The organism is Burkholderia latens (assembly GCF_902499045.1).
Classification (GTDB): domain Bacteria; phylum Pseudomonadota; class Gammaproteobacteria; order Burkholderiales; family Burkholderiaceae; genus Burkholderia; species Burkholderia latens.
The window spans coordinates 20,745-34,938 of record NZ_CABVPL010000065.1 but is presented as its reverse complement, the minus strand read 5'-3'; the positions used below and the strand labels follow the sequence as shown (position 1 = coordinate 34,938).

At 66.8% G+C, this 14,194-nt stretch carries 10 protein-coding genes; 6 read left to right on the top strand and 4 right to left on the bottom strand.

The genetic code is table 11. From position 1 onward, the window contains the following. From BSE24067_RS29640 to BSE24067_RS29615, 6 genes are all read left to right on the top strand, one after another. Positions 1 to 3,378: YadA family autotransporter adhesin (locus BSE24067_RS29640; RefSeq protein WP_174904952.1), on the top strand; the 3,378-nt coding region annotated here is incomplete at its 5' end. Positions 3,379 to 3,499: 121 nt separating this feature from the next. Then, positions 3,500 to 4,171, top strand: a complete 672-nt coding sequence (locus tag BSE24067_RS29635; RefSeq protein WP_151063078.1) for an OmpA family protein — start codon at positions 3,500 to 3,502, stop codon at positions 4,169 to 4,171. Between the two features lie 402 nt (positions 4,172 to 4,573). Then, on the top strand, positions 4,574 to 5,719 hold the full coding sequence (locus BSE24067_RS29630; RefSeq protein WP_151063080.1) for a DUF2827 domain-containing protein: 1,146 nt from the start codon (positions 4,574 to 4,576) through the stop codon (positions 5,717 to 5,719). Between the two features lie 14 nt (positions 5,720 to 5,733). Then, complete coding sequence (locus tag BSE24067_RS29625) at positions 5,734 to 6,888, top strand: DUF2827 domain-containing protein (protein ID WP_151063082.1); 1,155 nt, start codon at positions 5,734 to 5,736, stop codon at positions 6,886 to 6,888. 25 nt (positions 6,889 to 6,913) lie between these two features. Next, the gene (locus BSE24067_RS29620) at positions 6,914 to 7,381 is read left to right on the top strand and encodes a DUF4019 domain-containing protein (protein ID WP_151063083.1); all 468 of its coding nucleotides are present in this window, start codon (positions 6,914 to 6,916) and stop codon (positions 7,379 to 7,381) included. Between the two features lie 28 nt (positions 7,382 to 7,409). Continuing rightward, positions 7,410 to 8,546: a DUF2827 family protein gene (locus BSE24067_RS29615; protein WP_151063085.1), complete on the top strand. Its 1,137-nt coding sequence runs from the start codon at positions 7,410 to 7,412 to the stop codon at positions 8,544 to 8,546. A gap of 180 nt (positions 8,547 to 8,726) precedes the next feature. Here BSE24067_RS29615 and BSE24067_RS29610 read toward each other — a convergent pair whose 3' ends face one another. The 4 genes from BSE24067_RS29610 to BSE24067_RS29595 form a co-directional block, all read right to left on the bottom strand. Beyond that, the gene (locus BSE24067_RS29610; RefSeq protein ID WP_151063087.1) at positions 8,727 to 9,167 is read right to left on the bottom strand and encodes a hypothetical protein; all 441 of its coding nucleotides are present in this window, start codon (positions 9,165 to 9,167) and stop codon (positions 8,727 to 8,729) included. A gap of 77 nt (positions 9,168 to 9,244) precedes the next feature. Then, positions 9,245 to 10,048, bottom strand: a complete 804-nt coding sequence (locus BSE24067_RS29605) for an EAL domain-containing protein (protein ID WP_151063088.1) — start codon at positions 10,046 to 10,048, stop codon at positions 9,245 to 9,247. A 745-nt stretch (positions 10,049 to 10,793) separates the two neighbouring features. Beyond that, positions 10,794 to 11,936 (bottom strand): DUF2827 domain-containing protein, encoded by a 1,143-nt coding sequence (locus BSE24067_RS29600; protein WP_151063090.1) that lies wholly within the window; start codon positions 11,934 to 11,936, stop codon positions 10,794 to 10,796. Positions 11,937 to 12,192: 256 nt separating this feature from the next. Further along, positions 12,193 to 14,193: an acetyl/propionyl/methylcrotonyl-CoA carboxylase subunit alpha gene (locus tag BSE24067_RS29595; RefSeq protein ID WP_151063091.1), complete on the bottom strand. Its 2,001-nt coding sequence runs from the start codon at positions 14,191 to 14,193 to the stop codon at positions 12,193 to 12,195. Position 14,194 lies beyond the last annotated feature (1 nt).

The following is a 14,194-nucleotide window of genomic DNA, read 5'->3' as shown; positions in this document are numbered from 1 at the left end:
GTCGCGTCGCTGTCGACTTCCACGTCGACGGGCCTGTCGTCGGCGAACAGCTCGATCAGCTCGCTCTCCACGTCGACTTCGACTGGCATCAACTCGTTGTCGACAGGCCTCAGTTCGACCGACAGCTCGGTCGCGTCACTGTCGACTTCGACGTCGACTGGGCTGTCGTCAGCCAACAGCTCGATCAGCTCGCTGTCCACATCGACTTCGACTGGCCTGTCGTCGGCCAACAGCTCGATCAGCTCGCTCTCCACGTCGACCTCGACTGGCATCAACTCGTTGTCGACGGGCCTCAGCTCGACCGACAGCTCGGTCGCGTCGCTGTCGACTTCCACGTCGACGGGCCTGTCGTCGGCGAACAGCTCGATCAGCTCGCTCTCCACGTCGACGTCAACGGGCATCAGCTCCCTGTCGACCGGCCTCAGCTCCACCGATAGCTCGGTGGCGTCACTGTCGACGTCGACGTCGACCGGCCTGTCGTCGGCTACCAGCTCGATCGGTTCGCTCTCCACCGGACTGAGCTCGACCAACAGTTCGGTCGCCTCGCTGTCGACTTCCACATCGACGGGCCTGTCGTCGGCCAATAGCTCGATCAGCTCGCTCTCCACGTCGACGTCAACGGGCATCAGCTCCCTGTCGACCGGCCTCAGCTCCACCGATAGCTCGGTGGCGTCGCTGTCGACTTCCACGTCGACCGGCCTGTCGTCGGCTACCAGCTCGATCGGTTCGCTGTCCACGTCGACCTCGACGGGCATCAGCTCCCTGTCCACCGGCCTCAGCTCGACCGACAGCTCGGTCGCCTCGCTGTCGACCTCGACGTCGACTGGCCTGTCGTCGGCCACCAGCTCGATCGGTTCGCTGTCCACCTCGACCTCGACGGGTATCAACTCGTTGTCGACGGGCCTTAGCTCCACCGACAGCTCTGTCGCGTCGCTGTCGACCTCGACTTCGACCGGTCTCTCGTCGGCCACCAGCTCGATCGGTTCGCTGTCCACCTCGACCTCGACGGGTATCAACTCGTTGTCGACGGGCCTTAGCTCCACCGACAGCTCTGTCGCGTCGCTGTCGACCTCGACGTCGACCGGCCTGTCGTCGGCCACCAGTTCGATCGGTTCGCTGTCCACCTCGACCTCGACGGGCATCAGCTCGTTGTCGACGGGCCTCAGCTCGACCGACAGCTCGGTCGCATCGCTGTCGACTTCCACGTCGACCGGCCTGTCGTCGGCTACCAGCTCGATCAGTTCGCTGTCCACCTCGACCTCGACGGGCATCAGCTCCCTGTCGACCGGCCTCAGCTCGACCGACAGCTCGGTCGCGTCGCTGTCGACTTCGACATCGACCGGTCTCTCGTCGGCCACCAGCTCGATCGGATCGCTGTCCACCGGCCTGAGCTCGACCAACAGTTCCCTCACGTCGCTGTCCACGTCGACCGCAAGCAGCGTCACGTCGCTGTCCACGGGCCTGAGCTCGACCAACAGCTCGGTCGCTTCGCTGTCGACCTCGACGTCGACCGGTCTCTCGTCCGCGACGAGTTCGATCAGCTCGCTGTCGACCTCGACCTCGACCGGTCTGTCGTCGGCCACCAGCTCGATCAGCTCCCTGTCGACGTCGACCTCGACCGGTCTGTCGACGGCGGCCAGCACGATCCTGTCGCTGTCGACGTCAACGTCGACGGGCCTGTCGTCGGCCACGAGCTCGATCACGTCGCTGTCCACGTCGACGTCGACCGCGATCGAAGCCGCGAAGACGCACTACTACAGCGTCAACGACAACGGCACGCAGCAGGGGAACTACGCGAACGACGGCGCAACGGGCGTGAACGCGCTCGCAGCCGGCGTGAACGCCAGCGCGGCCGGCGCCAGCAGCGTGGCGGTCGGCGACGGCTCGAACGCTCAAACGGCCGGCGCAGTCGCGATCGGCCAGAACGCAGCGGCCACGGGCGGCAAAGCGGTGTCGATCGGCTCCGGCAACACCGCGAGCGGCGACGGCGCGGTGGCGATCGGCGATCCGAGCGTTGCAACGGGCACGGGCGCGGTGGCGATGGGCGCGAACGACACGGCGACCGGCACTGGCGCAGTGGCGCTCGGCAACGCGAACACGGCAACCGGCAACGCCGCGCTGGCACTCGGCAGCACGAGCCAGGCCACCGCGGACAACACGATCGCGCTCGGCAATCAGGCGACGGCCAGCGCGATCGGCGCGCAGGCCTACGGCTCGAATGCGAAGGCCACGGCAACCGACGCCCTCGCGTTCGGCTCGAACGCGACCGCCAACATCGCGAACTCGATCGCCCTCGGCGCGAACTCGGTCACGAGCAACGCGGTCGCCACGTCGAGCGCGACGATCGGCGGCACCACCTACTTCTTCGCGGGCAGCTCGCCGGTGGGCGTGGTCAGCGTCGGCGACGCAGCCACCGGCGCCACGCGCCAGATCACGAACGTGTCGGCCGGCCAGATCTCGGCCACGAGCACGGACGCGATCAACGGCAGCCAGCTCCACGCGACGAACCAGGCGATCACGAGCCTGTCCACGTCGACCGCGTCGAACATCGCGTCGCTGTCGACCGGCATCGGTTCGCTGTCCACGGGTCTCAGCTCGACCAACAGCGCGCTGACGTCGCTGTCCACGTCGACGTCGACGGCAATCGGTTCGCTGTCGACCGGCCTGAGCTCGACGAACAGCAACCTCACGTCGCTGTCCACGTCGACGTCGGCGGGCATCGGCTCGCTGTCGACCGGCCTGAGCACGACGAACAGCACGGTTGCGTCGCTGTCGACGGGCGTGACGAACCTCGGCGACCAGGTGAACCAGCTGGCGACCACGGTCAACAACAACACGACCCGCACGGCAAACAACAACGGGATCGCCGCGGACATGAACGGCACCGGCAACGACAAGCCGGTCGTCACGGCCGGCTCGAACTCGGTGGCGATCGGTGCGGCGTCGAACGACGGCGGTCGCTCGAACGTGGTGTCGGTGGGCAACGACCAGCAGCAGCGCCAGATCACCAACGTCGCGCCGGGTACGCAAGGCACCGACGCGGTAAACGTGAATCAGCTGACGCAGGTGCAGACGACGCTGTCGACGGCATTGTCGGGCCAGCAGGCGCAGATCAACTCGCTGGGTTCGCAACTGCAGCAGACCGATCAGATGGCGAAGCAGGGTATCGCGGCCGTCGGCGCGATGGCGTCGATCCCGCAACTCGATCGCGACGCGAACTTCGGGATGGGTGTCGGCACGTCGACCTTCCTCGGCCAGAAGGCGATGGCGGTCAACATGCAGGCGCGCATCACCGAGAACCTGAAGGCATCGATCAACGGCGGCTTCAGCGGCGGTCAGAAGGTGATCGGCGCCGGCGTGCTGTACCAGTGGAAGTAATCCGTCGCGCCGCCACGCCGCCCGGCCCGCAAGTCGGCCGGCGCGCGGCACGGCGGCAGGACGAGCGCGCCGCCGCACCGCGCGGCGCGCTTCAGTCAACCCAAGCTTTGAGGACGTAACCGTGAACAAACTCGCTCTGGCGCTCGCGTTTTCCGCGATGGGCCTCGCCGCGTGCTCGACCGCATCGGGCCCGACCTTCAGCGCATCCGAACTGCAGCCGCGCGACGGCGTGCGCACGTTCCAGGTGGACTGCCACGGCCTGCTGTCGGGCCCGCAGACCTGCATGAAAGCCGCGCGCAAGATCTGCGGCGATCAGCCGGTGCGCGTCGCCGACACGGCCCGCGCACTGCGCGACGGCTCGGATCCTGCGACGCTCGTGTTCCAGTGCGGCGCCGCGCCGGCCGAAGCGGCTCCCGCAGCCGCGGCGCCGGCACCGGCCCCCGCCGCGGTCGAACACGTGAGCCTCGCGGGCGACGCACTGTTCGCGACCGGCCAGGCCACACTGACGCCTGCCGCGCGCACGTCGCTCGACAAGCTGCTCGGCGAACGCGAGGACCGCACGTATACACAGGTGACGATCACCGGCCATACGGACTCGGTCGGCAGCGACGCGTCGAACCTCGCACTGTCGAAGCGCCGAGCGCAGACCGTCGCCGCCTACCTGAAGGCGCACGGGCTGAACGCGCAAAGCGTGTCGGTGACGGGCCGAGGCAGCGCCGACCCGATCGCGTCCAACGCGACGGCCGAAGGCCGCGCGAGCAACCGCCGCGTCGAAATCTCGCTGCAGCGCTGAGCCCGCCGTCGCGCGCGGCGCACGCGCACGACGGCCCTGTCCATCCGGGCGCTCGACGCGCTCGCGACGGACCGCCGAGCCGCGCGGCAGGCTTCGCCGTCGCGCGCCACGCCCGCGCCGGCCGGTATGTCAAAGTTCGTCATGCCCCTCCACAAACCGGCGGCTTCCGTGCCACAATCGCCGCAGACAGTTGCCGGGGCGTTCCTCACGCGTCGCGCGCCGTGCCAGTCGCGCCCGGCGACACATCGGAATCCGGCGACCGCTCCGCGCTCCACGCCGCTCGACTCGTATGCGAGCATGCGCGGGCGCGAACGCAACCACGACAATCCACGGCGCGCCGTTCCGGGGCCGGGGCGCTCGACGCCACCGCCGAACGCACGACGCCGCAGAGGAAACCAACCGGTGACGGACATCGATCAAGCCGCCTCGGGCGGCACCCGAACGCAACGGCCGGCCGTCGGCATCTCGCTGTTTGCGCGTGGCGGCCAGGCGATCTGGGAAAACGGCATCCACCAGAACATCGCGTACCTCGCGATGATGCTGAAACGCTCGGATCGCGTCGGCCCTGTCTATTTCCTGAATGGCGGCGACGCGAACGCGCTGCCGTCCGGCCTCGAACTCGACGGCCTCGACGTACCGCTCGTGAAGCCCGCCGACGTCACGCACGAACTCGACGTCGTGATCGAGATGGGCGCGCAGTTGCCGGTCGAATGGATGCGCCATGTGAAGGCGCTCGGCACGAAGCTCGTCGCGTGCTTCGTCGGCCATACTTACAGCGGCCTCGCCGAGACGCCGATCTTCGGCAAGCCGTCGGGACACATCTTCAACGGCACGCAGTTCGACGAAGTATGGGTGCTCGAGAAGTCGCAGAAAATCGACGTGCCGCTGTTGCGCACGCTCACGCGCGCGCCGGTCCATACGATTCCGCATCTGTGGTCGCCGTACTTCCTCGATCGCCGCATCGCCGCGCTCGCGAACGAAGGCGTGACGTTCGGCTATCAGCCGGGCCGCCGCCCGTGGCGCCTCGCGACGCTGGAGCCGAACATCTCGGTCGTGAAGTCCTGCCACTATCCGATGCTCGTGTGCGACGCGTTCTTCCGCGCGCATCCGGATGCGGTGCAGCATCTGTTCGTCGTCAATGCGATGCACATGAAGGCGCATCCGACTTTCGTGCACTTCGCGCACAGCCTCGACCTGGTGCGCCAGCACAAGGCGACGTTCGAACCGCGCCTCGAACTGCCGGGCTTCATGGCGCGCCATGCGGATGCCGTGGTGTCGCATCACTGGGAGAATCCGCAGAACTACCTCTATTACGACGTGCTGTACGGCGGCTATCCGCTGGTCCACAACTCGACGCTGCTCGGCGACGCCGGCTACTACTACCCGGATTTCGATGCGGTCGCGGGCGCCCGCGCACTGCACCACGCGTGGCTGCATCACGACGAGCAACTCGACGACTATCGCGCGAAAGCGCGCCGGCTGCTGCAGTCGGTCTCGATCGACAACCCCGCGAACCTGAACGCGTTCGTCGCGCGCCTGGTCGCCTGAACCGGAGCACACGCATGTCGGACTCCAATGCCCGTCAAGCGCGCGGCGACGGCAAGCGCCTCGTCGTCGGCGTATCGCTGTTCGTGCGCGGCGCCGGCCAGTCGCTGTGGGAAAACGGCATCTTCCAGAACTGCCTGCTGCTGATCCTGCTGCTGCGCCAGTCGCCGCTCGTCGCCGATGCCGTGATGGTGAACGGCGGCGAGCAGGTTGCCGATCCGCAGATGATGCTCGGCGAATGGAACGTGCCGCTGCTGTCGATGGACGAAGCGCTGCAACGCTGCGACGTGCTGATCGAAATGAGCGCGCAGTTCGGCGCGGACTACCTGCGCGCGTTCCGCGAGCGCGGCGGCAAGGTCGTCACGATGCGGGTCGGCAACGACTACGTGATCGACATCGAGCGCGCGATGTTCGACAAGCCATCGGGCTTCCTGTTCTCGGGCGCGCCGTACGACGCGGTGTGGACGATTCCGGAATTCGAGCGCTCGTGCCTGCACTATTACCAGACGGGCCTGCGCGCGCCGGTCACGATCGTTCCGCACATCTGGCATCCGATGCTGTTCGACAAGGCGCGCGCGACGCTCGGCGCAGGCTTGTCGTTCGGCTATCAGCCCGGCAAGCCGCGCTGGCGCGTGACGATGTTCGAGCCGAACATCTGCATGGTGAAGACGAGCATCATTCCGATGCTCGTGACCGAGGAAGCGTATCGCGCGAAGCCCGGCTTCCTCGAGTTCGTGCGCGTATGCAACACGCTGCACCTGAAGGAACACGCGACGTTCGTTCACTTCGCGAAGAGCCTCGACATCGTGAACCACGGGATCACGACGTTCGAAAGCCGCTACGCGGTGTACGAGTTCATGGCCGCGTACGGCGATGCGGTGGTGTCGCACACGTGGGAAAACGCGCAGAACTATCTGTACTACGAGCTGCTGTACGGCGACTATCCGCTGATCCACAACTCGCCGTTCCTCGGCAAGGCCGGGTATTTCTACCCGGACTTCGACTGCCAGGCCGGCGGCCGCGCGCTGCTGAAGGCGTTTGCCGAGCACGACGCGAACCTCGACGCATACCGCGAGCAATCGAAGCACGTGCTCGACTCGGTCAGCATCTACAACGCCGACAACGTCGCCGCGTATTCCGACGCGATCGCGTCGCTCTATCGCGACGCATGACCCGCCGCCCGCTCCGGACCACGACATGAACGCACACCCGAGCCTCTCCCGCACGAAATGGCTGATCGGCTGCGCCGTCGCCGCGGTGTCGATCGGCGCGCACGCGCAAGCCGGCGGCGAATCGGCGGACGCGCTGCTGCACGACGCCGATGCGGTCTTCAAGCAACTCGACACCGGCCAATACCGCGACGTGTGGACCGATTCCGCCGCATTCGTGAAGGCGCGCATCAAGCAGGACCAGTTCGCGGCCGACATGCAGCGCGCGCGGCAGTCGGTCGGCACGATCCGCCATCGCGGCTGGGCGCAGATCACGCGGATCCGCTACACGAACACCACGGGACTGCCCGACGGCCTCTATGCGAACCTCGACTACGCGACGACGCTCGCCAGCGGCGCGATCGTCTACGAGAAGCTGAGCTTTCGGCTCGAAGACGACGGACGCTGGCACATGACCGGCTACGTGCCGCGCCAGTCGCAGAACGGCACGCCGTGAGCCGCGCACCGTCCGCCCGGAGCACCCGATGAAGATCAATGTCGCGATTACGATGAACGTGCAGCGCGACGCGGCGCAGTCGATCTGGTACAACGGCGCGAACCAGCACTGCGTGTACCTGTACATGTTGCTGAAGCGCTCGCCGCTGATCGGCGAAGTCTGGCTCGCGCACGACGACGGCATCGCCGAGTATCCGCGCGCGCTGATGATGGATGCGTTCGGCGATGCGCTGCGGCCGCTGTCGGCGATCGTTCACCAGACCGACCTGCTGATCGAGATGAACGCGTTCATCGACCCGTCGCACGCGGACGCGGTGCGCGGGCGCGGCGGCAAGTGCGTGTCGTACCGCTTCGGCAACGATTACGTGATCGCCGTCGAGACGATCAACTTCGAGAAGAACGACTGGCGGCCGAACCCTCACCGCGTGCAGTTCGACGAGATCTGGACCAATCCGCAGCACATGCACACGTGCGCGGCCTACTTCAAAGCGGTGTATCGCGCGCCGGTGATCGAGCTGCCGCACATCTGGTCGCCGTATTTCATCGAACGCAGCCTCGACGCCGATCCCGAACTGAAGGCGCGCTTCGGCTACCGCAATCACGGCCGGGCGAAGCGGATCGCGTTCTTCGAACCGAACCTGAACGTCGTGAAGAGCTCGATCGTGCCGATGCTGGCCGCGAACGCGTGCTACGTCGAACACCCGGAGCTCGTCGAGCACGTGTACATGACGAACACGTTCGACAAGAAGGAAAACGCCGCCTTCAAGCACCTCGCGCTCGGGCTCGAGATGGTGCGCGACGGCAAGGCGACGGCCGACGTGCGCGCGCCGTTCGTCGCGTGGGCCGCGCATCACACCGACATCGTCGTGTCGCATCACTGGGAAAACGGCCTGAACTACCTGCTGTACGACGCGCTGTACGGCAACTACCCGCTCGTGCACAACTCGCCGTTCCTGCGCGACGTCGGCTACTACTACGCGGACTTCGAGATCTTCGACGCGGCGCGTGCCATCGCGACCGCCGCGCAGACGCACGACGCGCACCTCGACGACTACGCGGCGGCGTCCCGCCGCTGCCTGCAGCAGGTCGATGCGCTCGCCGACCACAACGTCCGTGCGTACTCGGAGCAGATCCAGCGCCTGTTTGCCGCGCGCGCGCTCGGCTGAGCGCGGCCGCCGGCCTGTCGCTGATCAAGGGCACCGTTCGGGATTTCATCGCGATCGATTCGATCCGCGGCCTGTTTGCGCTCGATCGGCACAGCGCTCGACAGGCCGACGCGCAGATCAAGACGGGCCGGCTTTCCGCGAGATACGGGCGCGACGCCTTCGTGGCGACGACCCCGCGCGCTATGCGGCCACGCGCCGGCCGCGCCGCTCGGCAAACATGCGGCCATGCCGCCTGCCGATGCGCGCAAGCCTCGCGAAACAGCGGGCCGCCGCGGGGCCGACCGCGTCCGCTTGCTGCGCGAGGCTGCCCGCGACGCCGCATGCGATCGCCGAATCGTCGCCGCACGCGCCCGCGAACGCACCGGCGAAGTAGTGTCGCGCCGCGCGCTCACGACCATCGGCATCGAGCGGCTTCATCCGGTAGATCAGTTGCGACACGTGGGTCAGGCCGTCGAGAAAAGGCGCGACGTCGATCGGCGCATCGAGCGCATCGGCGCCTTCGGCCGGGTCCGAACCGACCTCCCGCAACACGTCGGCCAGTTCGGCGATCGCAACGAGTTCGCGCTCGCCGGCCGCTTGCGTGTCCGTTCCGTGCCTCGCCTTCACCTTCGTCGCCGCCATGCCCCCGCCCCTTTACGATCCGTTGCCCGATGCCGGCGCGCCAGGCGCGCGGTGGCTCCATGCGGCGTCACCCCACGTCACGCAGCCGCCGGCGGCCGGCATGGAAAACGAATGCCCTGCGCCCATGCGACGCCGGAATCCACGATCATCTGCCGGTCGACCTCGTTCTCCACGCCTTCGACGACGACGTGCCGCGCGCTTTCGTGCGCGAACGCGATCAGCCGGCGAAACTGGTAGCGCCCGATCGCGTTGCGCTTGATCAGCGACAGGACCGACCTGTCGAGCTTCACGATGTCGGGGTTGCCGATCACCAGGTTGTTCAGCGCGCTGAAGCCGACACCGAAATCGTCGATCGCGACGCGGCATCCGGCCTGCCGAAAGCGATTCACGAACGACCGCCCCGCGACCGGGTTCAGCGGCCCCGCCTCGGTGATCTCGACGACGAGCCGCGCAGCCACCGACGGCTCGCGCTCGAGCCGCCTGAAGATCGGCAACCACGCGTCGTCGACGACCGCGCTCGCCGCCGCGATGTTGCAGCCGTACACGGCCTTCGGATCGGCGCGCAGCGCGTCGATCGTCCGGCCGACCACGAGCCGGTCGAACCAGCGCATCAGCCCGAGCGACTCGAGCCGCGGCAGGAATGCAACCGGCGGCAACGCGTCGTGCGAGCCCCAGCGCAACCGCGCGAGGCATTCGTGATACAGCACACCGCCCGACAGATCGGCGCGGCAGACCGGCTCGCGCGCAAAGCCGAGCCGGCTTTCGACGAAACTGCGTACCGACGCAAGGTCGGGGTGATCGTCGGGTGCGCCGAACACGAGATCGATCTCGCTCCGGTTCGCTACCCTGTTCGCCTCCAGGCGAGGTTCGACCGCATTCATCCGGCGCTCCGGCAAATGTCGGGCCGCCGTCGACGGCCCGCACTCTCGATACTCGTGGAGCGAGCCGACCACGACGCGCGCCACTGCCTACCCGGCCCAACCTCTTGTTTCGATCTTTTCCGGGAGCGTACTTTTCATTTCGTCGCGCCGTCAAATCCGATATTGTCAACGATATTCAAACACGATAAATACATCACGCATGCGCGCCGGCGACTGTGCGACAGGTTACATAAAACCGCCGACGATTTTGCCGCGGAAAGCGTTTGCTCGAGGCGCTCAAACAGGCGCAATCGGATCGATTTACCCGCAAGAGCCGTTTCATGATCGCCCGTTTGTTTTTTCGTCCGACAAATAGCGATTCGCGAATTCGCGTCGGCTGTCGGCCGCCTGGATTCTCCGCGTGAACCGGGCGCTCCCTACGGGAATCGGGTTCCCGCCCGGCATTCGATCCTTGCAGACTTCAATTTCGCCGTTTCAAACGATATTGCGAATATCCCGACATTAATCAGACCAAGACCAAATCGATAATATCGATCCAATTATATGACACTTGTCGATTGAAAGATGTTTAACAATCTTTTCGACTTGTTAACCTCTAAAATAATTTCCGACGGACTTCCCTCGGAGCCGTCAAATTCGTGCCTTCAAAAACCGTCGAATTTCCCCGGTTCGGCGGTTTCTTTTTTAACGGCATGCTTTCTTCATACATTGACTGATGGCACGGACGACGACAGGCCGCGCAATCTCACGCAGCCGTCGCGCCGATCAGATTGGCGAGCAGCGCGTCGTACTCGGCGACGAGCGCCGGATTCGCCGACGTATAGCGGCCGAGAATCTCGCGCTGGCGCCGCGTGTACCCTTCCCAGTCGTCGTCGTGCGTGTGCAGCGCGTGCAGCAGCGCGTCCGCGCCCTTCTGCACGTCGTTGTCCGGATAGTAGTAGCCGAGATCGGGCGCGAGGCTCGCGTTGTGCACGAGCGGATAGCCCTGCCAGCACACGTCGAAATAGAAGTAGTTGAGCGGGTTCGACCATTGATGCGACACGACGATGTCGGTCAATTCCGCCAGGAACAGCGGCGTATCGAAACGGCCGACGAAGCTCGCCTTGCCGGCGCGCACGATGTCGAGGTAGTTCATCAGCATCACGAACTCGGGGCTGTCGTGCGCGAGACGATCGGCATTCGTCACGTGCGTGAAGCAGATCGCATCGGGGTCGCGCCGGTACGCTTCATCGATGATCAGCATCGGATACACGCAGAACTTCACGACGTTGTGATTCGGCTCCATCACCGTGAGCCGCTTGCCCGGCTCGCTGCGCGGCCGGTACTCGCCGTGCTCGGGGAGCGACGCCGCGCGCTCGCGGAGAAACATCGGATCCCACACGAACGGCACGACGCGCCCCGGGCAGCGGCGCAGCGACTGCAGGAACGGCAGCGACGACGGCGCGATCTGCGGAATCGCCCATACCTCGTCGTAGCCGCGGTTGATGAACAGCGAATCCCACAGCCGCCGTCCGAACAGCATCGATTCCATCGCGTTGATGTACTCGACGCCGCAGCAATAGCTGACGATCTTCGCGCCGCGCGCCTTCAGGTAGGCCGTCTGCGCGCCGTCGATCTGGCCGCCGAGCTCGATCAGCACGTCGAGCGCATCCTTCATGTCGGCGAACGCGCGCGTGTCGTATACGGTGCGATCCCATGGCAGCGCGTCGGTCAGAGGCACGTCGGTCGTGTTGACCAGCGTCACGCGGTAGCCGTGCGGCGACGCCATCAGCAGCTTCGCGAGGAACAGCGCATTCTGCTTGATTCCGTTGATCCACAGGCTTTCGTCGGGGGCGCGCAGTCCGATCGTGATACCGATGCGCAGGCCGGTCAGGACAAGAGACGTCATCGTCGGCGGGATGAGAGAGTGAATGGACGCAGTGTAGCGCGCGGCACGCAGGCGCGCGCAATCCGCCAGTCTAGCGGAGCACGCGCGAACGGACTGTCATGGAACGTCATGCGCGGAACGGAACGCATGCCGCACGCGATTCGCCATCCGCGCGGCACGACGCCACACGATGGCGATCGGCGAGGCGGCCGCAAACGACAAGGCCGGCGTCGCGCCGCAAGACGCCACGCCGGCCCGTGCGCGGCAAATCCGCCGCTTACTGTTCCGCCATCACCAGCAGTTGCGCGCCATCCGCGACCTGATCGCCGACGCCGTACAGCACTTCCGCGACCACACCCGCGCCCGGCGCGCCGATCGTGTGCTCCATCTTCATCGCTTCCATCACGATCAGCGGCGTGCCGGCGTCGACCTTCTGACCGGGCTCGACCAGCACCGCGATCACCTTGCCGGGCATCGGCGCGGTCAGGCGGCCGCCGCCATGCTCCGCGTCGCCCGCGTGCGCAAGCACGTTGCGCCACTCGAACGTCTCGGCCACGCCCTGCGTGAACACGTGGAAACTGTCGCCGTCCGCATACACGCGTCCGCTGCTGCGCACGCCGCCGAGCGTCACGTCGAAGTCGAGCGGCGTCGCGCCGCGCGTCCACGCGAACGACTGCGCGGCCGCATCGCCGGTGGCGACGCGCGTGTTGACGCCATCGTCCTCATACGTGACGGTCACATCCGCTTCGCGATCCGGCGCATGCCATTCGAGCGTGCGGCGATAGCCGCCGTTCAGCCGCCAATCCGGCAGCGCGCACCACGGCGACGCGCCCTGGCGCGCGGCCGCATCGCGCTCACGCGCGAGAAGCGCCGCGCAGGCCAGCGCGAGCGTCGCGCGCGGCGGCTGTTGCGGCGCGAACAACGCGTCGTGGTTGCGCTCGATCAGGCCCGTGTCGAGATCGGCGATCGCGAACGGATGGCTGGTGACGATCCGCTGCAGGAACGCGGCATTGGTATGCAGGCCGACCACCTCGCAAGCCTGCAGCGCGCGCAGCATCCGGCCGAGCGCTTCCGCGCGGTCCGCGCCGTGCACGATCAGCTTCGCGATCATCGGATCGTAGAACGGCGTGATCGCATCGCCTTCGCGTACGCCGCTGTCGACGCGCACCGGCGCGCCGATCGCGAACTCGACGCCGTCCGGCAGCCGCAGATGCTTCAGCGTGCCGGTGGACGGCAGGAAGCCGCGCGCCGGATTCTCCGCGTAAAGCCGCGCCTCGATCGCATGCCCGTGCACGCGCAGCTCGTCCTGCTTCAGCGGCAGCGGCTCGCCCGCCGCGACGCGCAGTTGCCACTCGACGAGATCGAGCCCCGTGACCATCTCGGTGACCGGATGCTCGACCTGCAGGCGGGTGTTCATCTCCATGAAGTAGAACGCTTCGCCCGTCATGATGAATTCGACGGTGCCCGCGCCGACGTAATTCACCGCGCGCGCGGCCGCGACGGCTGCTTCGCCCATCGCCTGGCGCACGTCCGGATGCAGGCCCGGCGCCGGCGCTTCCTCGAGCACCTTCTGGTGACGGCGCTGCACCGAGCAGTCGCGATCGAACAGGTACACGGTGTTGCCGTGCGTATCGCCGAACACCTGCACTTCGACGTGACGCGGACGCGTCAGGTATTTCTCGATCAGCACGCGGTCGTTGCCGAAGCTGCTCGCGGCCTCGCGCTGGCACGACGCCAGCGCCGCGAGGAAGTCCTCGGAGCGCTCGACCACGCGCATGCCCTTGCCGCCGCCGCCCGCGCTCGCCTTCAGCAGCACCGGGTAGCCGATCCGGTCGGCTTCGCGATGCAGGTTGTGCGCGTCCTGGTCGTCGCCGTGATAGCCGGGCACGAGCGGCACCGCGGCCGCGTGCATCAGCGCCTTCGCGGCCGCCTTCGAGCCCATCGCCGAGATCGCGTTGACCGGCGGCCCGATGAACACGATGCCGGCCTCTTCGCACGCATGCGCGAAATCCTCGTTCTCCGACAGGAAGCCGTAGCCGGGGTGGATGGCCTGCGCGCCGGCCGCGCGCGCGGCGTCGATGATGCGGTCGATGCGCAGATAGCTGTCCGCGGCGGCCGAGCCGCCGATGTGCACGGCTTCGTCGCAGGCGGCGACGTGCTTCGCGTTCGCGTCCGCGTCGGAATAGACGGCGACGCTCGCGATCCCGAGACGTTTGCACGTCGCGGCGACGCGGCAGGCGATTTCGCCGCGGTTGGCGATCAGAATCTTGTCGAACATG